This window comes from Enterobacter sp. UPMP2060 (assembly GCF_053709655.1).
Window position 1 is genome coordinate 1 of sequence record NZ_JBSKJQ010000001.1, and the last position, 18372, is coordinate 18372.

An 18372-nucleotide genomic window follows, 5' to 3' on the forward strand; every position below is an offset into this window, starting at 1 on the left:
GCTGGTGGCGACCGTGGTGGGGATTGTGTTTATCCCCGCGCTGTTCGTGCTGTTCCAGCGCCTGCGCGAGTGGGGCCACGGCCTTACGGACTCGTCGCCCACAGCTCGCAGTGCTTCTGAACCAGAGAAATCAGCGAGCCGCCGTCGGCGATAAACTCCCGCATGCGCTGCGCCTCGCTCTTGCCCTGCTTCAACAGCAGGGCAATTTCATTGATTGCGCTCGTCGCGCCGAGCTTCTCGGCCGACGGCGCAACCTGCTCCAGCAGCCACGCAATGTCTTCCGCCACGGTTTTGTGCTCGCCGGTATGCACGTCCGTCAGGATCCCCTCCAGCCCGTAGCGACAGGCCTGAAAACGGTTAAAGCGGTACAGCAGAAAATCTTTTTCCTGATGCTTATAGGGCCGCGCGGTCAGCAGCCAGTGCGACGTCGCCTGAATAAGCCCGGCGATGTTAATGGCGTGGCCGAGCGTCAGCGGCGTATCCATCACCCGCACCTCGACGGTGCCGAAGTGCGGGCTGGGGCGAATATCCCAGTGCAGATCCTTAATGCTGTCGATCATGCTGGTCGAACTCAGGCGGCGGAACAGCCCCTCGAACTCCTGCCAGCTGTTGACCCACGGCATCTGGCCGTTATCCGGAAATCCCGAGAAGATGTTGAGCCGCGACGAGGAGAACTTCGTGTCCGTGCCCTGCATGTACGGCGAGGCCGCCGCCAGGGCGATAAAGTGCGGCACGAATCGCGACAGGCCGTGCAGCAGGTAAATCGCGTCGTCCCCGGTCCGGCAGCCGACGTGCACGTGCTGGCCGAACACCGTCGCCTGCAAAATCAGGTAGCCAAAGCGCTCCAGCGTGACGTTATAGCGCTCGTCGTCGCACACCTCCTGCCGCTGCCACTTCTGGAACGGGTGCGTCCCGCCGCCGCAGATCTGGATATGCTGCTCCGCCGCCGCGCGCAGGATGCTCTGCTGCATCACCGAGAACTGCGCCGCCGCCTGGTCGATGTTCTGGCATACGCCGGTGGCGATTTCGAGCATGCTTTCGGTGATGTCGTGTTTGACCTCGCCGCCTTTGATGTCGTCTTTGACGGCGGCGATGAGCGCGGAGGAGTCCTGGCTCAGATCGTAGCCCGGCGGGTTAACCACCTGCAGTTCGAGTTCGATGCCGAGGGTGAAAGGTTCAGAGGACTTAAAATCGGGTAAAGGCATGGCGCACTCCGTTGTCTGTAGTGTGTTGAGTATAGACAACGACGTGGCGCTCACTTTTCAGGGTGGTATAACTGTTAGCAGGCTTAGCGAAAAGGGGAGTTAACCATGTCTGACAATCCAGTGATTGCGCTGATTGGGCCTGGCGCAATTGGTACCACCATCGCCGCGGTGCTGCATGACGTTGGCCGCACGCCGCTGCTGTGCGGGCGCACCGCGCACGCGGAATTACGCCTGCGCCACGACGAGGGTGAAACCGTGGTGCCCGGTCCGGTATTAACCGATCCGGCCGTCATCAGGCAGCCAGTGGCTCTGGTTTTCATCGCAGTGAAAACTACCCAGAACGCCGACAGCGCCGGGTGGCTGCGCGCGCTGTGCGATGAAAACACCGTGGTCTGCGCCCTGCAAAACGGCGTGGAGCAAAAAGCCCAGCTTGAGCCGTGGGTTAACGGCGCGACGGTGCTGCCGTCGGTGGTCTGGTTCCCGGCCCAGCGCGAGCCGGATGCCTCCGTCTGGCTGCGCGCCAAACCGCGCCTGACCCTGCCGGACGTGCCGCAGGCGCAGCGGGTGGTGGAGGCGCTTCGCGGTACGCGCTGCGCGGTTGAGCTCTCGACAGATTTCGCCTCCGTCGCCTGGCGCAAGCTGCTGCAAAACGCGGTCGCCGGGCTGATGGTGCTTTCTAACCGCCGCGCCGGGATGTTCAGGCGCGAGGATATCAGCGATCTTGCGCTGGCCTACCTGCGCGAGGGGCTTACCGTCGCCCGCGCCGAAGGGGCGAAGCTGGACGATGACGTGGCGCAGGAGATCCTGGCAAACTTTCAGCGTGCGCCTGAAGACCTGGGCACCTCGATCCTGGCCGACCGTCAGGCCAATCGCCCGATGGAGTGGGATATCCGCAACGGCGTGATCCAGCGCTACGGCCGCAAGCACGGGATTGCGGTGCCCATCAGCGACGTGGTGGTGCCGCTGCTGGCGGCGGGGAGCGAGGGGCCGGGCTAACGGCCGCTGTTTTTCCGTTCGGCAAAGTAGTTGGCGGGCGTGCTGCCCATCGCTTTGCGGAACATGGTGATAAACGCATTCACCGATTCATACCCGAGCGTTGCCGCCACGTTCTGGACGGGCACGCCGCTGGCCAGCTCCCGCAGGGCAATAATCAAATGCAGCTGCTGACGCCATCGCCCGAAGCTCAGCCCGGTCTCGCGCTGCATCAGGCGGGCAAACGATCGCTCGCTGAGGGCGAGCCGTTTCGCCCAGTCCTTCAGCGTGCTTCTGTCATCAGGGCGGCTAACCAGCGCGTCCGCCATGGCGCGAATTTTCAGATCGGTTGAGACCGGCAGGCTTAGCTTCTGCTGCGGCATGCTGGCGAGCTCGTCAAGCGTGACCCGGGTCAATCTGGCGACGTGGCCGTCGGGGGGATAATCCACGCCTTCGCGCGTCAGACGATCGACCAGCTCCTTAATCAGCGGCGAGATCGCCAGCGTGCAGCATCTTTCCGGCAGCGCCGCCGCGCCGGGCTCAATAAACAGATAGTTAAGATGCGCGTTCCAGGTCGCCCTGGCGCTGTGCGGGATCCCGCCGGGGATCCAGACGGCGCAGTCCGGCGGCACGATCCAGATGTCATTTTCCGCGTAACAGCTGACCGCACCGTATCGGGCAATAATCAGCTGGCCCTTGCGGTGGGTATGCAGCGGCACTTCCGCGGCGTAGTCCACGAAGTCCAGATGACGCGCCACCGCCGGGCTGGCGGTAGAGTCGGGGTCATACAGCGTAGTAGCGGGTTGAGGATTCACGTTTCTGGCAGCATTTAGGTATTTTTTGACAGAATAGAGTATTTAAGCGGGTCTGCAAGCCGGTAATAATCCCGGCATGAAAAACATTTTCTCTCATCCCGTGCACATCCCTGCCGCGCTGGGAAACGATGCGGGCGCGCTGATCTACTCTGCGAAGAGCTTTGCCGCGGCGATGCTGGCTTATTACATTGCGCTGTCGATCGGCCTCGAACGCCCCTCGTGGGCCATTATTACGGTTTACATCGTGTCGCAGACGTCGGTCGGCGCATCGCTGAGCAGAAGCCTCTACCGGCTGGCCGGTACCGTGGCGGGTGCCAGCGCGACCGTTGTGATTGTGCCTGCCTTCGCAAATACGCCAGTCCTGTGCAGCGTGGTGCTGACGGGCTGGATCGCTTTCTGCCTGTGGCTCTCCCTGCTGGAACGCACGCCCCGGGCTTACGCGTTTGTGCTGGCGGGCTACACCGCGAGCCTGATTGGTTTTCCTGCGGTGTCCGATCCCGGCGGCATTTTTAACGTCGCCATCGTCCGCGTGCAGGAGATCTCGATTGGGATTTTCTGCGCGGCGCTGATCCACCGCTACGTGCTGCCCGCGCGCGTATCGGGCCAGTTCAACGCTAAATTATCCCAGACGCTACAGGCCGCGCGCGGGCGGGTGGCGGACACCCTATCAGGCAAACCTGACGCGGCTTCCGGCCCTCTGCATCTGGCCCTGGCGCTGCAGTTCCTGCAGGGCATCAGCCACCATATTCCGTACGATTTTGCCCTTTCAGCCCCGGTGCGGCAGGCCAGAAAAGCGATCCACGACCGGCTGGCGCGGCTGGTTATCGTCAACTGTGAACTGCACGATCGCCTGCCAGCGAGCGGAACCCTGCCCGCCGACGTGCAGGCGTTGATGGGCGACGTTCAGGCCTGGCTTACCGCTGAAGGCGCTGATGCCGGCAGTACGGCAGAGTCGCTGCGGCTCCGCTGTGCGCTTCTCATCGATCGGTATGCCGCGCAGGCGCAGACGTTTGACGACGCGCTGCAGGTCAGTTTTATCCGCTACCTCTCGGAGGCGATCGCGCTTCTGCAGCAGTGCGAACGTCTTTCCGGGGCCATCCACCGTGCAAAACCCGTGTTTGGGGAGGTGCAAACCCGCGCGGCGAAAGGATACGTTTTCCACCGCGATCCCCTAACAGCCGCCCGCACGGCGCTGGGGGCTTTCGCTATCATCCTGAGCGGCTGTCTGGTCTGGATCTTCTCGGCGTGGGCGGATGGCGGTACGGCGGTTTCGATACTCGGCGTCTGCTGCACGCTGTTTGGCAGCTTCGACACCCCGGCGCCGCATATCGTGAAATACATCATTGGCTCATTCTGGGGCGTGGTCATTAGCCTGTTCTACAGCTTTGCGCTGCTGCCGCAGGTAAGTGATTTTCCGGTGCTGGTGGCGGTGCTTGCCCCGGCGTATCTGCTGGCCGGGTCGCTTCAGGCGCGCCCGCCCACCACGTTTATGGCGATGGGCATCACCCTGACGCTGCCCATTCTGTGCGAGCTGGGTGCGCACTACAGCGGAGACTTCGCCGTCGCGGCCAACACCGCCATCGCGCTCTTTGCCGCGACCGGCTTTGCCGTCGTCAGCATGAGCCTGCTGCAAACCGTGCAGGCGGACGGCGCCATCGCGCGTCTGCTGAACCTCTGCCAGCGCGACATTCGCCGCAGCGTGAAGGGCACGCTGCGGGTTGATGAAACGCACTGGATCAACCTGATGATGGACCGGACCGCCCTGTTGCTGCCGCGCCTGCCGCGCAGCGCGCGCGCGCCGGAGCAGGCGCTCGATCGGCTGTTGCACGCGCTGCGTCTGGGGCTCGCGGTTATGCATTTACGCCGCAGTGGCGCACCGCCCGGCAGGGAGGTTGACGCGCTTTTTCATCGGATAAACGCCGCGGAACGCAACGCCTTACGCGAACGCATTGCCGCTATTATCGAGAGCCAACTGCCTGCGGCAGATGAACACGCGCGGCAGTTTGTCTTCAGGCTGGTGGATCTGCACTGTGCATTACGGGGGCCAGACAATGGTTAACGATCTCAATATCGGCGGGGTTTTTATTCCGGGGCTGCTGATGGTCGCCCTCGCGGCGCTGGTCTGCACGCTGGGCCTCGTCGCGCTTTTCTCGCTCAGCAGGCTCTACCGGCGCTTGCCGTTTCGCCCGCTGATGGATGTTTCAACCTGGATTGTCACCTTTTTCCTGCTGATGCAGGGTCTGACCGCGTTGGGGTTATTGTCATGAAATCACTGCTCTCTTTACTGGCTCGCTATGCGCTGACCTTAAGCGCGGCCGCGGCGGCCTCGCTTCTGGCGTTTATGATGTGGAAACACTACGCACAAACGCCGTGGACCCGCGACGGCCGCGTGCGGGCGGACGTGGTGCAGATTGCGCCGGACGTCTCCGGGCCGGTCATCAGCGTGGCCGTGCGGGACAATCAGTGGGTGAACCGGGGCGATGTGCTTTACACCATCGATCCGCGCTGGCTTAAGCTGGCGGTGGTCAGCGCGCAGGCGGACGTCGAGTCGAAACGCCATGAGATGCTGATGCGCCAGGACGCGGCCCACCGACGCACGCTGATTAAAAACGCCATCTCGAGCGAGGATTTACAGCAAACCGGCAGCGCGGCGAACGTCGCGGCGGCCAATTATCACGGCGCGCTGGCCGCGCTGGATCTGGCAGAGCTGAATCTGGCGCACGCCACCGTGCGCGCGCCGGTCTCGGGGTACGTCACGCACCTGCGGCTTCGCCCCGGAGACTACGCGACGGCGGGGGAGACGAAGGTCGCCATTGTTGATGCCCACAGCTTCTGGGTGGTGGGGTACTTTGAGGAGACCAAGCTGCGCCATATTCGCGTCGGGGATGCCGCGCAGGTGGTGCTGATGGGTTACGAGTCGGTCATCACGGGCCATGTGGAGAGCATCGGGCATGGGATCGGGGACAGCAACGATGAGGCGGGCGGGCTGGGCCTGCCCGACGTCGAGCCCACCTTTAGCTGGGTGCGCCTGGCGCAGCGCGTGCCGGTGCGCATTCATATCGACAGGTTGCCGCAGGGCGTTGAGCTGGTGGCAGGGCTGTCGGCGAGCGTGGCGGTGGGGCGGTAGATAAGGATTGAAGCGACTATTCCTTGTCTACAAACTTGTTGGCTTCAGAAGAGTAATGCTGATAAACGCATGCGAGCTTATGCCCGTCAGGATCGCGTAGATAGGCAACATAAAAGTCGGGGCCGTACGCGCTTCGCGTACCAGGCTCGCCTTCATCCGTTCCTCCCGCAAGGAGGCCAGCTGCATGGAACCGTCTGACAAGATCCGCGTTATCTGCACTGAATGCGAACATTGTCCCGTTTCCCGCCGTCGCGGGCTGCTGGTCAAAAGGAGGACAAAGACAGAAGCTGAACCCCTCGCCGGGATTATTTTCATCTCCCCACATTGCCCAGCTTTCAGTCCATGCCGGCAGACGTGAATAGCCCAGAACGTTAAAAACTGCGTCATAAAAATTCACGGAGCGCTGAAAGTTGTTTGTACCTATTGTGATATAAGCCAGCATCTTATGACTCCCGTCCTTCAATATTCGATTTAACAGCCTTCAGCGTCCTTTTACGGATCCAGCCGCTTCCCGCCCGTATTATCAGCCAGTAAGCCGACATTTTTAGTCGAGTGCGTCTGTCCGGACAATAGATGAATGTTTCCGTAGAGAGCTCATGTTTGCCGGGCGCCAGCTCCGTTACCTTGTAGCGCAGCAACAGTTTCGCGCTGCCCGGCTCGGCTGGGGTCTTAAAAGCACTGGCATCCGGCACGTTTTCAAGACCGAAATCGGTACGCCAGAATTGCCCTCTTAAGCCATAGCAGAGCTCAGATGCAGAGTTCTTCAAAAGGGTAAAACTGTGCAAACCAAAGTTGCCGATCGACTGTGGCTTCTGGTTGCGCAGAAATTTTTGCGGTATTTGACGCAATGACATTAACCGCTGAATCACGGCATCTTGCCGGACGTCAAAGCTGGCAATCATCGGCAGAATATTTTCAGGGCGGCTAGTGTGAATGACCGTCAGGTGTTTTTCATGAAACTGGAACTGGGGGAGAAAAGCGGGAACATCCTTCCACTGAGCAAGCGCTTTGCGGGTAACGAATCCTGGGTTAAGCATCTCTCTTCCTTGTCATCCCTTGCGTCCTGCCAGAGTAACAGATGGTGTGTTGCAGGCAATTACCAGGAAAAGAGAGGGCAACAGGGAAGTAAATGTAACGAGCCGGTTGGGTTAACCACGTTCGCTTCTTTGCGAATGGAGGAGCTCAGTGATTTCTTTGCGCTTTCTTGTTGCCCATTCAGGTTTGATAGAGAGCATTAAACTGTATTGCCTTCTGAAATAAACCTCTCTAAATTCTCGTTCAGATGAATGGCTTGCTGCATAGGTTGAGGCCATCCCCGCCACGGCACTCTCCACAAACCAATACAGAATTTCATCGTCACTGAGCGTTACTTTTCGCTGTAGCTCAAGGCCTCTTTCACTGACGATAAAATGATATTCTTTGCCATGAATTTCAAGATAGGGAGTTGCAGCCCCATCGGGTTGGTCAGGGATAAAGAAGTAATGATTTGGCCTTGTACCTCCGCCTAATAGCTCACCTATTTTTAGAAGCTCGTTTCGTAGTTCTTCAATTGTTTTCATTAACAGCTCTTTGTTCTTGTATGTAAACGACGCATTATCGCGGATTGGGTACAAAGCGCCTGCTCTCGATCACTTCCCCACAAACGCACTCACCGGCAAATTAAAACGCTTCGCCAGCGCACGCATATGATCCAGCGTTAACGTGCGCTGTCCATTAAGGATTCGACTCACCAGAGACTTCTTGCCAATTTCGTTCTCGAAGTCGCTCTGAGTGAGTTGGTATTGATCCATCAGCGTTCGCAATAACGCAACGCCTGACGGAATGCGGGCAACACGCGCGTTAAATTCCGCAAACTCCGGAGACTCGTTTTCGTACTTATCGATTTTTGCGGTGAGCATATCTACCAGCGGGCTATCGGGTTCGTGTTCGACCAGATACTCCACCAACGCCAGCGCATCCTCGTAATCATGCCGCGACGGGCTTGAGCCCAGGAAAGGGAGCGCGTTTGTCAGATCGTTTGCCGCTTTGATGGCTGTTGCATAATTCATTCTTTCGTTCTCCGGTAGAGGTCCGTGAGCTTGTCATATTCTGCGTGTGTGCTGATGTGTTTGATGAAAATCTTTCCTCGCTCAAAATCAGCAAAAAACATCACTCTTAAATGCCCGCCACCCACATCAATGACCCACCATTTCACGCGGTATTTCATCCTGTCCAGGCTGGGGAATCGCTTTCGCATATCGTCCGGTGACGGGTAGTGTTCCTCTTTAGTACTCGGTAAAGATCGTCCAGGGCTTGTGCTTGATTAGGAAATTGTCTGGTAGCCGTGTCGAAAGGCGCTCTTGAGACTACGTGCATCCTTGCCCCTTGTTTCCATATTGGAAATATAATAGGTGATAGTTGGTGGGTTGATAATATGGAAATATTGATGGAGTACAGTTTTCAAATGCTCGTGCTGACGGCGGTCATTTAATGAGTGTGAACACTGTATGAGGTGACTGTGAAAAAATGTCCGCTTTGTGCCAGCAGCGGAAGTTGGAGTGCCGGAGACTCTTTAGTAGCGGAACGGTAGTTTTGCAAGGATGTTAATGCTGATATTAAGATGGTAATGGGGTACGCTCAATTTGCACCGGATCGTCTCAACGAAGCCATCCACTTGCCCCTCTTAACAACAAGGATTGAAATACGTTATGGAAAATAAATACAAACTTGACCTTCACGAAATTCTTTGTTTGAAAACGTTTGGTGAATCTTTCGAGGCTTATCGCGTCGATGATTATGACAAGATGATCATTGAGTGGGCAGAAAGAGAGCTACTCTACGGCAAAAGTTCTGAATCATTGTTAATTTTAGCCTCCCTCAATTTAGATAAACGTCCTGATTCAGATGAAATTGAGCGCTACCTTTGTGCATATATGCTTGAACAAAACATCGTTATGCCTAACATTAACGCTAGTGCAATGACGTGGCTAAGGATCAAAGCTTGGTTTCTGATGCATGCCGAGACTTCTAAAGAATTAGAGTTACGGCTGCATCAAATCCCTGCGTTTCACTCATCTCCGGGTACTCGTATCCTCAGCAACATCTGCTGGCAGTTTTATCGCATATACGATGATCTCTATGATGATTGGGGGCCTGGCTACCCCTCTAGGGCCTCAGCGATGAGCGAAGCAGAAATTCTTGATTTTGTGAAATGCCGCGTGAAACCTTTCTATCGTGTTCTCTGTAGCTCTGATTGGGCCGGGGTTCTGGTCCGAGCAGTATAGGCAATCTCATAACTGCAAAGTGCCAGGCGCTGACGTTGTTATCCAGGGCGTGTTATTCTTTCTGAAGCAGACCTTGGGAGGTTCGAATGCTTTATAGCTGCATGAATAATACAAAATGGAATGAGATCCGCGTCGCAATGGTTAGCATGGAATCACCTCCCTTATGGAAAGTCACTCTTCTCAATGGCTATGAATCCGCACTTGATGGCGAGTGGTTTTACCATTTCAGTGAAGGTGGCTATTTGGAAATACGGTATCTTGATATTTTTACCAACACGGTTGAACAGCATACCACGGTAGGTACTATTCTTCGTGCTATTCATCTCCCTGGAATGGAGACCTCAACCGGTTATAGGATTTGGGGATACGCAGATTCGGTCAGCGATGTAGGTTATCTTTCACTAAACAATATCGTTTAATGGCCAACAGGAATACTGTAATCTTTACGTAGAATTGGCCTCTACTCCTCGCTGTCTTATGCGTGGTTGAGGCGTTACCCTGAAAGCTATTAGATCAAATTCTATACAATCAGAGATCTTCCCACAGTGGCAACCATTCTACAGGTAATTGTTCCTTATCAAACCCGTTAAACCAATACACTGAGCCTTGTGGCCCAACCATAGGCACTTCTCCCCATCCTTGATGAAACAACGCGCGACCCCAGTCCGGCTTGAGACGACCACGCCGTTTAAGGCGCTCACCATTACACAAACTTGCTCGTATTGAGGGAAAGTTAATAAAGAAACTTAACGGCATTTCCTCTTTGTGCGCACGTTGCAATTGCCTTGAAATCCAGTCCTGGTTACGTTTGCGAAGTTTTTGTTTCATTGGCTACAGCTTTGATTCGACTTACTTATCAATCAATGTCCTCACTGTAATCCGACACCATGCTTTTTACAATTATGTCCGTTTCTCGCTCTTAACAGACATTCAACGTTAGCGTAAGGTCGAAATCCTGCTTCTTACCTCGCAGAATTCCGGCCTTCAGTCACCAAACTCAGTGCGCCGTGATATAAGGCTCCTTCACAAACTCTGCCAGCAACCAGACCATATCATGCAGCAGCCCGGTGAGTTCTTTCGCCACGCTCGCAGGCAGTGTCCCGCCCATCACCGCCAGCGTTAACGCTACGGCATAATCCACCTGCAGCGTCGTCTCCTGCCAGCAGTCCGGTACACACGAGGTTATCTTTTCACCAGTAATCAACTGTTCAACCAGGTACGGCGGAAGTTCCGAGTCACAGCACTCCCGCAGTCGCTTAAGCGCAGCCAGCAATCTCTTACAGAGCGTGTCAAATGTCACCGCGTCGTCAGTTTCCACCAGCACGCTGACATACGCAGTGCAGGCATCGGCCAGTTCGAAGAGATCCGCAGAATCGGAAATTGAAGTGTTGATGAGGTGATGAACTGCGCTTTCCTCAGAGAGCGCGTAAGAAAATCCAGGGGTAGTCGCCATTTAGCATCCTCTTTGTCCAAAAAAACGTCATGTTATGCTAACGGGTTCCTACGCCCGGTTACGGATGTGCCGTAACGCAGGCACTTTACGACCACGGGGAAGGGATGAAAAGGGATCACCCTGAATTACATAAGGTTGCTTGAAAGTTTGCGAGGCGGCTTCCAGAAGGGCACTGCCGGATGGCGGCTACGGCTTACCCGGCCTGCAAAACCGCCAACCAACCCGCGACATGAACCGTAGGCCCGCGCAAGCGCAGCGCCGCCGGGCACAGTGTGAACCACGGTTACTCCTTCACGCAGACCTTTTCATTTTGAGCAATCCTTCTAATAACGCCTGCGTCGCGCGGGAGGATTTGCCAGCCTGCGAACAAACCAGCCCAAACTCCCGGCACAGCGAAGGCGTCACGGGCACGACGCACAAACCGCGTAATTCACCCGGCAGCGCGGATTCAGGTATAAGCGCGACGCCCATGCCTTCGCGTACCAGCAGGCAGGCGCTGATCCAGTCGCGGACGGTCACCCGCACGTCAGACAGCTGCAAGCCAGCCTGTTCCATCAGGCTTTTTCCATTGACGGCGCAAGCGCCGGTTGCGAGCACGAAGGGCTGGTCTGCCAGTTCCTCAAGGGTGATGCCGCGCGTACGTGCATAACGAGCCTGACGGTGACTGGCTGGCAACACCGCGACCCATGCATCCTGCCCTAAGATCGCTTCAGCACGCCCGGGAACAGGGTTCATGACCACGCCCACATCAACCGTATCTGCCGCCAGCCACTCTTCGACCTCCTGGTCCGTACCTTCCAGTACGACCACCTCGATTTCAGGATGCAGGCGCTTAAAATCCCGCAGCAGTCCGGGCAAAAACGTGGATGTCACCGAAGGAAAACTGGCAAGACGAATACGCCCGCCGCTCAGCCCCCGGCTCTCATCCGCCAGTGCACGGATGGCATCCAGCCGCGCCAGCATACTCCTTGCTTCTTTGACAACCCGCTCACCCAGCGACGTTACGCCGATGTGGCGCCGCTCTCGCGTGAATACCGCAAATCCTAATGAGGCCTCTAACTGAGCGATCGCCTGGCTGGCGCCCGACTGCGTCATGCCTACCTCTTCAGCGGCACGGGAAATATTACTGGCATCGGCCACTGCAACCAGCAAGCGCCAGTGTAAAAGATTCATCATGGATATCAGTAGCTCAGCTAATAGCTATTTTATGAATCATTAATTTTACAGTGAGAATGGCTTTAAGCACAGTGTATGTAAATCACACAACCGCTTTAACGGAGAGATTATGAAACTCTATTACGCCCCGGACACCTGTTCACTCTCACCCCATATCGTGCTTCGCGAACTGGCGATTGAGTTTGAACTGGTTAAAGTGGACAACAGGAGCAAGCTTACCGCTGACGGGCGCGACTTCCTGACCATCAACCCCAAAGGTTATGTCGCTGCGCTTGAGCTGGATGACGGGAAAATCCTGACCGAGGGGCCAGCAATTTTGCAGTACCTGGCAGACCTCAAGCCAGAAAGTGGGCTGGCACCGCGAGCAGACGGCTGGGAGCGGGTGCGGCTTCAGGAATGGCTAAACTTTATCACCAGCGAAATACACGCGGGATCGGCACCTCTTTTCAACCGCGTGCTGCCCGAAGAGGCCAAATCGATTTTTCGTGAGAAGCTCTTCAGGCGGTTCGATTTTCTTCAGGAAACGCTCTCCACAAGCGTTTATCTGACGGGAGCGTCTTTCAATGTAGCAGACGCCTATCTTTTCACCGTGCTGGGATGGTGCACGTTCTTCTCAATTGAACTCAACGACTGGCCCGCGCTAGTGGCGTACAGGGAAAAAATCATTGCCCGGCCCGCGGTGCAGGCCGCATTACGTGCGGAGGAGAAAGTCTAGGTCTGCGTATTCCACCGCAGGTATTCATGCCTGAAGCAGGAGGCAAGTGAGGATGTGGAGCCAGGATGCGTTAGCTTACTGTCACTCTGCATCTGATTGCCTGGCGCTTTTCACGGCATCCTGCTTCCCCGGATTGCACTGCTGTTTTGTTCCTGGAAGATAAAATTTTCCCGACGCGTCCGGCTCTGTTCCGCCCGGACAACCCGCACGGCCCGGAGCTGAGACGGTGCCATCCGAACCGTTTCCTCCATCAGAACCGTTTCCGCCATCCCCACCATTACCGCCATCGGCAGCATTTACAGCGAATGCGCCGAGTATGAGCAAAAATGCAATAACTCGTGTAGTCATCAAAACCTCCATTGTTCAGGGTATTTCAAGGCATCTTGCCAGCATGGATTCAGCATCTCTCTTCCTTGTCATCCCTTGAGTGCAGCCAGAGTAACAGATGGTTTGCGGCAGACAATTACCAGGAAAACGTAGTACCGAAGCGTGCATCAACATGACCTTTACCGTTCTAAGCACGACAGAGGCTGGCATTGCCGGGTGGCGGCTGCGCCTTACCCGGCCCACAAAAAACCAAAACCCCTCTATTGCCGTCACCCCTCGCTCATCATCATCAAAAACCGCTTCACCGTCCGCGAGCGTTCAAAGCGTCGCCAGCAGAGCGCGATATCGGTGTAGAGCTCCGGCGAGCTCAGCGCGTGATAGGTGACATTCGGCGGTGAAATGGCCGCCATGGATTTCGGCACCAGCGCGAACCCGCCACCCGCGGAAACCATGCTCAGGGAGGAGGAAAGCTGCGACGACTGCAGCGCGTGCTGCACGTCAATTCCGGCCCGCTCGCAGCAGCCGTGAACCCGTTCGTACAGCCCCGGCGCGACCTCCTGCGGGAACAGCACCACCGGCGTATCCCGAAGCTGCTCTAACGCCAGCGAATCGCACGCCGCCAGCGGATGATCGCGATGCAGCGCCACCACCATCGGCTCCCGGTCGAGGATTTTTAACTCGAACGCCTTGCTGCTCTCGCACGGCAGGCGCACGAAGGCGATATCCAGTTCACCCTCCGCCAGCATCGTCGTCAGCGACGACATATTGGCTTCCACCTGGTGAACCTGCACCGCCATGTTCTGCACCTGAAACTGGCGGATCAGCGCGAAAATTTTGGGATGAAAAGCGTCGGAGCTGGTGATGCCAATCGACAGGTTGCCGTTCAGCCCGCGCGCGATGCCGCGGGCTTTTTCCAGCGCAGCATCGCTCAGCGCCAGAATTTTGCAGGCGTCCTCGTAGAAGGCTTCTCCCGCCTCGGTCAGCTCCACGCCCCGCGTCAGGCGTCTGAACAGCGGCGTGCCCACTTCCTCTTCGAGCCGTTTGATCTGCTGACTCAGAGGAGGCTGTGAAATACCCAGCGCTTCGGCCGCCCTGGTGAAGTGTCGCTCGCGTGCAACCGCGACAAAATACCGCAGATAACGAAGTTCCATATCTAAAACGTCTCAAACCAGCATGGTTTCTATATTGGAACTCTCTGCTGAATCGGGTCAACATTTATTTAACCTTTCTAAATAAAGTTGAAGAGGACGAGCACGATGATGCATTCATCTGCCTGCGACTGTGAGGCCAGCCTGTGCGAGACCCTGCGGGGGTTCTCCGCCAAGCATCCTGACAGCGTGATCTATCAGACATCGCTAATGAGCGCCCTGCTAAGCGGCGTGTACGAAGGAGAGACCACCATCGCCGATTTGCTGGCACACGGTGATTTTGGTCTGGGCACCTTCAACGAGCTGGACGGTGAAATGATTGCCTTCAGCAGCCAGGTGTACCAGCTGCGCGCCGACGGCAGCGCCCGGGCCGCGAAGCCAGAACAGAAAACGCCGTTCGCGGTGATGACCTGGTTCCAGCCGCAGTACCGCAAAACCTTCGATGCGCCGGTCAGCCGTCAGCAGATCCACGACGTCATCGACCAGCAGATCCCCTCCGACAACCTGTTCTGCGCGCTGCGCATTGACGGCAATTTCCGCCACGCCCATACCCGCACGGTACCGCGCCAGAAGCCGCCGTACCGCGCGATGACCGACGTGCTGGACGACCAGCCGGTGTTCCGCTTTAACCAGCGCGAAGGGGTGCTGGTCGGGTTCCGCACGCCGCAGCATATGCAGGGCATTAACGTGGCCGGCTATCACGAGCATTTCATCACCGACGACCGTCAGGGCGGGGGCCATCTGCTCGACTACCAGCTGGAGAGCGGCGTGCTCACCTTCGGTGAAATTCACAAGCTGATGATTGACCTGCCCGCCGACAGCGCGTTCTTACAGGCCAACCTTCACCCCAGCAATCTTGATGCAGCGATCCGTTCCGTCGAAAACTAACAGGAGAACTACCGTGAACAGTGAGAAACAGTCACGTCAGTGGGCGCACGGCGCCGATATGGTTGTCGGCCAGCTGGAAGCGCAGGGCGTGAAGCAGGTGTTCGGGATCCCGGGTGCGAAAATCGACAAGGTCTTTGACTCCCTGCTGGACTCCTCCATCGAGATCATTCCGGTACGCCACGAAGCCAACGCGGCGTTTATGGCGGCGGCGGTAGGGCGGCTGACCGGCAAGGCCGGGGTGGCGCTGGTCACCTCCGGGCCGGGCTGTTCTAACCTGATCACCGGCATCGCCACCGCCAACAGCGAAGGCGACCCGGTGGTGGCGTTGGGCGGGGCGGTGAAGCGGGCGGATAAAGCCAAGCTGGTGCACCAGAGTATGGACACCGTCGCCATGTTCAGCCCTGTCACTAAATACGCCGTGGAGGTCAGTTCGCCAGACGCGATTGCCGAGGTGGTATCGAACGCGTTTCGCGCCGCCGAGCACGGCAGGCCGGGGGGCGCGTTCGTCAGCCTGCCGCAGGATATTGTCGACCAGCCCGCGACGGGGGCGATTTTACCCGCCAGCGGCCCCGCGCTGATGGGCCCGGCACCGGAGTCAGCGATTAACGACGTGGCGAAGCTTATCGAAAACGCCAAAAATCCGGTCATTTTACTCGGCCTGATGGCCAGCCAGCCCGCGAACAGCGCCGCGCTGCGCAAGCTGCTGGAGAAAAGCCGCATTCCGGTCACCAGCACCTATCAGGCCGCCGGGGCGGTAAACCAGGAGCACTTCACCCGCTTTGCCGGACGCGTCGGCCTGTTCAATAACCAGGCGGGCGACCGGCTGCTGCATCTGGCGGACCTGATTATCTGCATCGGCTACAGCCCGGTGGAGTACGAGCCGTCCATGTGGAACAGCGGTGACGCGACGCTGGTGCATATCGACGTGCTGCCCGCCTATGAAGAGCGTAACTACGTCCCGGATCTGGAGCTGGTGGGGGACATCGCCGAGACGCTGAACCTGCTCGCTAACCGGATCGATCGTAAGCTCGAGCTGAGCCAGCGTGCCTCCGAAATTCTGGTCGATCGCCAGCATCAGCGCGATCTCCTCGACCGCCGCGGCGCCTCGCTCAACCAGTTTGCCCTGCACCCGCTGCGCATCGTGCGCGCCATGCAGGACATTGTGAACAACGACGTGACGCTCACCGTCGACATGGGCAGCTTCCACATCTGGATCGCCCGCTATCTCTACAGCTTCCGGGCGCGTCAGGTGATGATCTCCAACGGTCAGCAGACCATGGGCGTTGCCCTGCCGTGGGCGATTGGCGCGTGGCTGGTGAACCCGGGCCGCAAGGTGGTTTCAGTCTCCGGCGACGGCGGCTTCCTGCAGTCGAGCATGGAGCTGGAAACCGCGGTGCGCCTCAACGCCAACGTGCTGCACATCATCTGGGTGGATAACGCCTACAACATGGTGGCGATTCAGGAAGAGAAAAAATATCAGCGCCTTTCCGGCGTGGAGTTCGGCCCGGTCGATTTCAAAGCGTATGCCGACGCCTTCGGTGCGAAAGGCTTTGCCGTGGAGAGCGCCGAGGCGCTTGAGCCGACGCTGCGTGCGGCGATGGATGTGGATGGCCCGGCCGTGGTGGCCATTCCCGTCGACTACAGCGATAACCCGCTGCTGATGGGCCAGCTCCATCTCAGCCAGATTTTGTGACTCAATATAAGGACAGAGAAATGCAAAAAGTTGCTCTCGTAACAGGCTCAGGCCAGGGGATTGGTAAAGCGATCGCGCTTCGCCTGGTGAAAGACGGCTTTGCCGTCGCCATCGCCGACTATAACGTTGAGACGGCAAGAGCCGTCGCCGATGAAATCATCCGTAACGGCGGCAACGCCGTCGCCGTGAAGGTCGATGTCTCTGACCGCGAACAGGTATTTGCGGCGGTGGAGAAAGCGCGCACCGCGCTGGGCGGCTTTAACGTGATCGTGAATAACGCCGGGATTGCGCCGTCTACCCCTATCGAATCCATCACGCCGGACATTGTCGACAAGGTCTACAACATCAACGTGAAAGGGGTGATCTGGGGGATCCAGGCCGCGATTGACGCCTTCCGCAAAGAGGGACACGGCGGCAAGATCATCAACGCCTGCTCCCAGGCGGGACACACCGGCAACCCGGAACTGGCGGTCTACAGTTCCAGCAAGTTCGCGGTGCGCGGCTTAACCCAGACCGCGGCACGGGATCTCGCGCCGCTGGGGATCACCGTTAACGCCTACTGTCCTGGCATCGTCAAAACGCCGATGTGGGCGGAAATCGACCGTCAGGTCTCCGAGGCGGCGGGTAAACCGCTCGGCTACGGGACTGAAACCTTTGCCAAACGCATTACGCTTGGCCGCCTGTCCGAGCCGGAAGATGTCGCCGCCTGCGTCTCATACCTGGCAGGCCCGGATTCCGACTACATGACCGGCCAGTCGCTCTTAATCGATGGAGGGATGGTGTTCAACTAAATACTAATATACCCGTCATACTTCAAGTTGCCTGTGCGTTGGCTTTCCTCGCTCACCCCAGTCACGTACTGATGTACGCTCCCGGGGATTCGCTGCGTCGCCGCCTTCATGCAACTCGAATTATTTAGGGTAAAAGCTCTGACATGAGTTTTCCCCTGCACCCGTGCAGGGGCTTTTTTTTGTCTCCTCCGTCATTGTGCATTACACTGCGCGCTGCAAAACTTTAGTCATTACGATCTGACAGGCGGTAACAGCGATGAACGGTACAATCACAACGTGGTTTAAAGATAAAGGCTTTGGATTTATCAAAGATGAAAACGGCGACAACCGCTATTTTCATGTGATTAAGGTCGCGAACCCCGATCTGATTAAGAAAGATGCCGCGGTGACCTTTGAGCCAACCACCAACAACAAAGGCCTTTCCGCCTACGCGGTGAAGGTGATCCCCGAAAGCAAACATCTCTTTATTGCCGGCGAGCGCGTGAAGCTCTCCTCCATCAAATCCTTCGTGGTGTTTAACGAAGAAGAGCCGGCTGATACCAAAATCGACAAAGAGAACGCGGTGCTGTCGGTGGGGCTGCTGATGAACAGCATCAAGCCGAAATCCGAGAAAAAGCCGGGCGAAATGCGCACGGTGAAGAAGCTGGCGATCACCACCTTCCAGAACACGACGCTGATCTTCACCGAAGATGAGATCGACATCGACGCCACGGTGAAGCTGCTGAAGTGATTTTTTTTGCCGGGTGGCGGCGACGCCTTACCCGGCCTGGAAAACCCGCGCGGCGCTCGCCGCCACGCG

23 protein-coding genes and 1 pseudogene are annotated in these 18372 nt (G+C 57.4%); 12 read left to right on the plus strand and 12 right to left on the minus strand.

All coding sequences use genetic code 11. From position 1 onward, the window contains the following. The coding region (locus tag ACWKXN_RS00005; protein ID WP_454543435.1) for a hypothetical protein at window positions 1-154 on the plus strand (154 nt) is incomplete at its 5' end. Here ACWKXN_RS00005 and ACWKXN_RS00010 read toward each other — a convergent pair. Beyond that, a complete protein-coding gene (locus ACWKXN_RS00010; protein ID WP_029741715.1) occupies window positions 84-1205 on the minus strand; it encodes a YbdK family carboxylate-amine ligase in 1122 nt (373 codons plus the stop codon). The two genes, ACWKXN_RS00005 and ACWKXN_RS00010, sit on opposite strands and share 71 nt — an antisense overlap. A 105-nt stretch (window positions 1206-1310) precedes the next feature. Here ACWKXN_RS00010 and ACWKXN_RS00015 point away from each other — a divergent pair, with 105 nt between their 5' ends. After that, window positions 1311-2201: an oxidoreductase gene (locus tag ACWKXN_RS00015; protein WP_454543149.1), complete on the plus strand. Its 891-nt coding sequence runs from the start codon at window positions 1311-1313 to the stop codon at window positions 2199-2201. Here the strand turns inward: ACWKXN_RS00015 and ACWKXN_RS00020 are convergent. Beyond that, window positions 2198-2992 (minus strand): AraC family transcriptional regulator, encoded by a 795-nt coding sequence (locus tag ACWKXN_RS00020; RefSeq protein WP_454543150.1) that lies wholly within the window; start codon window positions 2990-2992, stop codon window positions 2198-2200. The two genes, ACWKXN_RS00015 and ACWKXN_RS00020, sit on opposite strands and share 4 nt — an antisense overlap. A 76-nt stretch (window positions 2993-3068) precedes the next feature. Between ACWKXN_RS00020 and ACWKXN_RS00025 the strand changes: the two genes are divergently transcribed. Genes ACWKXN_RS00025 through ACWKXN_RS00035 form a run of 3 tightly spaced genes read left to right on the plus strand, consistent with a single transcriptional unit; the run spans window position 3069 to window position 6119 of the window. Continuing rightward, complete coding sequence (locus ACWKXN_RS00025; protein WP_454543151.1) at window positions 3069-5051, plus strand: FUSC family protein; 1983 nt, start codon at window positions 3069-3071, stop codon at window positions 5049-5051. After that, the gene (locus tag ACWKXN_RS00030) at window positions 5044-5259 is read left to right on the plus strand and encodes a DUF1656 domain-containing protein (protein ID WP_033144858.1); all 216 of its coding nucleotides are present in this window, start codon (window positions 5044-5046) and stop codon (window positions 5257-5259) included. Before ACWKXN_RS00025 ends, ACWKXN_RS00030 begins: the two co-directional genes overlap by 8 nt. Then, window positions 5256-6119 carry an HlyD family secretion protein gene (locus ACWKXN_RS00035; RefSeq protein WP_334753984.1) on the plus strand — a complete coding sequence of 288 codons (864 nt, stop codon included), beginning with the start codon at window positions 5256-5258 and terminating at the stop codon, window positions 6117-6119. Before ACWKXN_RS00030 ends, ACWKXN_RS00035 begins: the two co-directional genes overlap by 4 nt. Window positions 6120-6135: 16 nt before the next feature. Here the strand turns inward: ACWKXN_RS00035 and ACWKXN_RS00040 are convergent, their stop codons facing one another. From ACWKXN_RS00040 to ACWKXN_RS00060, 5 genes and pseudogenes are all read right to left on the minus strand, one after another. Continuing rightward, window positions 6136-6561, minus strand: coding sequence for a VOC family protein (locus tag ACWKXN_RS00040; RefSeq protein WP_048978891.1), 426 nt, complete (start codon window positions 6559-6561; stop codon window positions 6136-6138). A gap of 1 nt (window position 6562) precedes the next feature. Continuing rightward, window positions 6563-7156 (minus strand): hypothetical protein, encoded by a 594-nt coding sequence (locus ACWKXN_RS00045; RefSeq protein WP_454543152.1) that lies wholly within the window; start codon window positions 7154-7156, stop codon window positions 6563-6565. Between the two features lie 111 nt (window positions 7157-7267). Beyond that, window positions 7268-7678: an Imm63 family immunity protein gene (locus tag ACWKXN_RS00050; protein WP_454543153.1), complete on the minus strand. Its 411-nt coding sequence runs from the start codon at window positions 7676-7678 to the stop codon at window positions 7268-7270. 69 nt (window positions 7679-7747) lie between these two features. Then, a complete protein-coding gene (locus ACWKXN_RS00055; RefSeq protein WP_320709050.1) occupies window positions 7748-8167 on the minus strand; it encodes a helix-turn-helix domain-containing protein in 420 nt (139 codons plus the stop codon). Then, window positions 8164-8474 (minus strand): annotated as a pseudogene (locus ACWKXN_RS00060) (type II toxin-antitoxin system HigB family toxin). The gene ACWKXN_RS00055 and the pseudogene ACWKXN_RS00060 overlap by 4 nt, the downstream one beginning before the upstream one ends. A 332-nt stretch (window positions 8475-8806) precedes the next feature. Between ACWKXN_RS00060 and ACWKXN_RS00065 the strand changes: the two are divergent. Together ACWKXN_RS00065 and ACWKXN_RS00070 are read left to right on the plus strand one after the other, a co-directional pair. Continuing rightward, window positions 8807-9382 carry a hypothetical protein gene (locus tag ACWKXN_RS00065; protein ID WP_240609210.1) on the plus strand — a complete coding sequence of 192 codons (576 nt, stop codon included), beginning with the start codon at window positions 8807-8809 and terminating at the stop codon, window positions 9380-9382. Window positions 9383-9468: 86 nt separating this feature from the next. Next, on the plus strand, window positions 9469-9801 hold the full coding sequence (locus ACWKXN_RS00070) for a DUF6678 family protein (protein WP_340674080.1): 333 nt from the start codon (window positions 9469-9471) through the stop codon (window positions 9799-9801). A 109-nt stretch (window positions 9802-9910) separates the two neighbouring features. Here ACWKXN_RS00070 and ACWKXN_RS00075 read toward each other — a convergent pair whose 3' ends face one another. The 3 genes from ACWKXN_RS00075 to ACWKXN_RS00085 all read right to left on the minus strand — a co-directional run bounded on the left by ACWKXN_RS00075 (window position 9911) and on the right by ACWKXN_RS00085 (window position 12011). Continuing rightward, window positions 9911-10210, minus strand: coding sequence for a hypothetical protein (locus tag ACWKXN_RS00075; RefSeq protein WP_240609208.1), 300 nt, complete (start codon window positions 10208-10210; stop codon window positions 9911-9913). A gap of 169 nt (window positions 10211-10379) precedes the next feature. Beyond that, window positions 10380-10835 carry a hypothetical protein gene (locus tag ACWKXN_RS00080; RefSeq protein ID WP_240609207.1) on the minus strand — a complete coding sequence of 152 codons (456 nt, stop codon included), beginning with the start codon at window positions 10833-10835 and terminating at the stop codon, window positions 10380-10382. Window positions 10836-11126: 291 nt separating this feature from the next. Next, window positions 11127-12011, minus strand: a complete 885-nt coding sequence (locus ACWKXN_RS00085; protein ID WP_033144866.1) for a LysR family transcriptional regulator — start codon at window positions 12009-12011, stop codon at window positions 11127-11129. 109 nt (window positions 12012-12120) lie between these two features. On the opposite strand from ACWKXN_RS00085, the gene gstA reads away from it, so the two are divergent. After that, the gene (gstA, locus tag ACWKXN_RS00090) at window positions 12121-12726 is read left to right on the plus strand and encodes a glutathione transferase GstA (RefSeq protein ID WP_454543154.1); all 606 of its coding nucleotides are present in this window, start codon (window positions 12121-12123) and stop codon (window positions 12724-12726) included. Between the two features lie 81 nt (window positions 12727-12807). Here the strand turns inward: gstA and ACWKXN_RS00095 are convergent, their stop codons facing one another. Then, window positions 12808-13074 (minus strand): hypothetical protein, encoded by a 267-nt coding sequence (locus tag ACWKXN_RS00095; RefSeq protein WP_446490044.1) that lies wholly within the window; start codon window positions 13072-13074, stop codon window positions 12808-12810. Window positions 13075-13322: 248 nt separating this feature from the next. Next, window positions 13323-14204 (minus strand): LysR family transcriptional regulator, encoded by an 882-nt coding sequence (locus ACWKXN_RS00100; protein WP_038417608.1) that lies wholly within the window; start codon window positions 14202-14204, stop codon window positions 13323-13325. A 105-nt stretch (window positions 14205-14309) separates the two neighbouring features. On the opposite strand from ACWKXN_RS00100, the gene budA reads away from it, so the two are divergent. The 4 genes from budA (at window position 14310) to ACWKXN_RS00120 (ending at window position 18303) form a co-directional block, all read left to right on the plus strand. After that, window positions 14310-15089, plus strand: coding sequence for an acetolactate decarboxylase (gene budA, locus ACWKXN_RS00105; protein ID WP_196354725.1), 780 nt, complete (start codon window positions 14310-14312; stop codon window positions 15087-15089). After that, on the plus strand, window positions 15061-16782 hold the full coding sequence (gene alsS / locus ACWKXN_RS00110) for an acetolactate synthase AlsS (protein WP_198922085.1): 1722 nt from the start codon (window positions 15061-15063) through the stop codon (window positions 16780-16782). Before budA ends, alsS begins: the two co-directional genes overlap by 29 nt. Window positions 16783-16802: 20 nt before the next feature. Beyond that, window positions 16803-17573 carry a (S)-acetoin forming diacetyl reductase gene (locus ACWKXN_RS00115; protein WP_024906954.1) on the plus strand — a complete coding sequence of 257 codons (771 nt, stop codon included), beginning with the start codon at window positions 16803-16805 and terminating at the stop codon, window positions 17571-17573. 256 nt (window positions 17574-17829) lie between these two features. Then, window positions 17830-18303, plus strand: a complete 474-nt coding sequence (locus tag ACWKXN_RS00120; RefSeq protein WP_023310683.1) for a cold-shock protein — start codon at window positions 17830-17832, stop codon at window positions 18301-18303. Window positions 18304-18372: the final 69 nt, after the last annotated feature.

Excerpts from the sequence above, each read along its gene's own strand:
- ACWKXN_RS00010 (WP_029741715.1), bottom strand. The coding sequence starts at position 1,205 with ATGCCTTTACCCGATTTTAAGTCCTCTGAACCTTTCACCCTCGGCATC.
- ACWKXN_RS00015 (WP_454543149.1), top strand. The coding sequence starts at position 1,311 with ATGTCTGACAATCCAGTGATTGCGCTGATTGGGCCTGGCGCAATTGGT.
- ACWKXN_RS00025 (WP_454543151.1), top strand. The coding sequence starts at position 3,069 with ATGAAAAACATTTTCTCTCATCCCGTGCACATCCCTGCCGCGCTGGGA.
- ACWKXN_RS00030 (WP_033144858.1), top strand. The coding sequence starts at position 5,044 with ATGGTTAACGATCTCAATATCGGCGGGGTTTTTATTCCGGGGCTGCTG.
- ACWKXN_RS00035 (WP_334753984.1), top strand. The coding sequence starts at position 5,256 with ATGAAATCACTGCTCTCTTTACTGGCTCGCTATGCGCTGACCTTAAGC.
- ACWKXN_RS00040 (WP_048978891.1), bottom strand. The coding sequence starts at position 6,561 with ATGCTGGCTTATATCACAATAGGTACAAACAACTTTCAGCGCTCCGTG.
- ACWKXN_RS00045 (WP_454543152.1), bottom strand. The coding sequence starts at position 7,156 with ATGCTTAACCCAGGATTCGTTACCCGCAAAGCGCTTGCTCAGTGGAAG.
- ACWKXN_RS00050 (WP_454543153.1), bottom strand. The coding sequence starts at position 7,678 with ATGAAAACAATTGAAGAACTACGAAACGAGCTTCTAAAAATAGGTGAG.
- ACWKXN_RS00055 (WP_320709050.1), bottom strand. The coding sequence starts at position 8,167 with ATGAATTATGCAACAGCCATCAAAGCGGCAAACGATCTGACAAACGCG.
- ACWKXN_RS00065 (WP_240609210.1), top strand. The coding sequence starts at position 8,807 with ATGGAAAATAAATACAAACTTGACCTTCACGAAATTCTTTGTTTGAAA.
- ACWKXN_RS00070 (WP_340674080.1), top strand. The coding sequence starts at position 9,469 with ATGCTTTATAGCTGCATGAATAATACAAAATGGAATGAGATCCGCGTC.
- ACWKXN_RS00075 (WP_240609208.1), bottom strand. The coding sequence starts at position 10,210 with ATGAAACAAAAACTTCGCAAACGTAACCAGGACTGGATTTCAAGGCAA.
- ACWKXN_RS00080 (WP_240609207.1), bottom strand. The coding sequence starts at position 10,835 with ATGGCGACTACCCCTGGATTTTCTTACGCGCTCTCTGAGGAAAGCGCA.
- ACWKXN_RS00085 (WP_033144866.1), bottom strand. The coding sequence starts at position 12,011 with ATGATGAATCTTTTACACTGGCGCTTGCTGGTTGCAGTGGCCGATGCC.
- gstA (WP_454543154.1), top strand. The coding sequence starts at position 12,121 with ATGAAACTCTATTACGCCCCGGACACCTGTTCACTCTCACCCCATATC.
- ACWKXN_RS00095 (WP_446490044.1), bottom strand. The coding sequence starts at position 13,074 with ATGACTACACGAGTTATTGCATTTTTGCTCATACTCGGCGCATTCGCT.
- ACWKXN_RS00100 (WP_038417608.1), bottom strand. The coding sequence starts at position 14,204 with ATGGAACTTCGTTATCTGCGGTATTTTGTCGCGGTTGCACGCGAGCGA.
- budA (WP_196354725.1), top strand. The coding sequence starts at position 14,310 with ATGATGCATTCATCTGCCTGCGACTGTGAGGCCAGCCTGTGCGAGACC.
- alsS (WP_198922085.1), top strand. The coding sequence starts at position 15,061 with ATGCAGCGATCCGTTCCGTCGAAAACTAACAGGAGAACTACCGTGAAC.
- ACWKXN_RS00115 (WP_024906954.1), top strand. The coding sequence starts at position 16,803 with ATGCAAAAAGTTGCTCTCGTAACAGGCTCAGGCCAGGGGATTGGTAAA.
- ACWKXN_RS00120 (WP_023310683.1), top strand. The coding sequence starts at position 17,830 with ATGAACGGTACAATCACAACGTGGTTTAAAGATAAAGGCTTTGGATTT.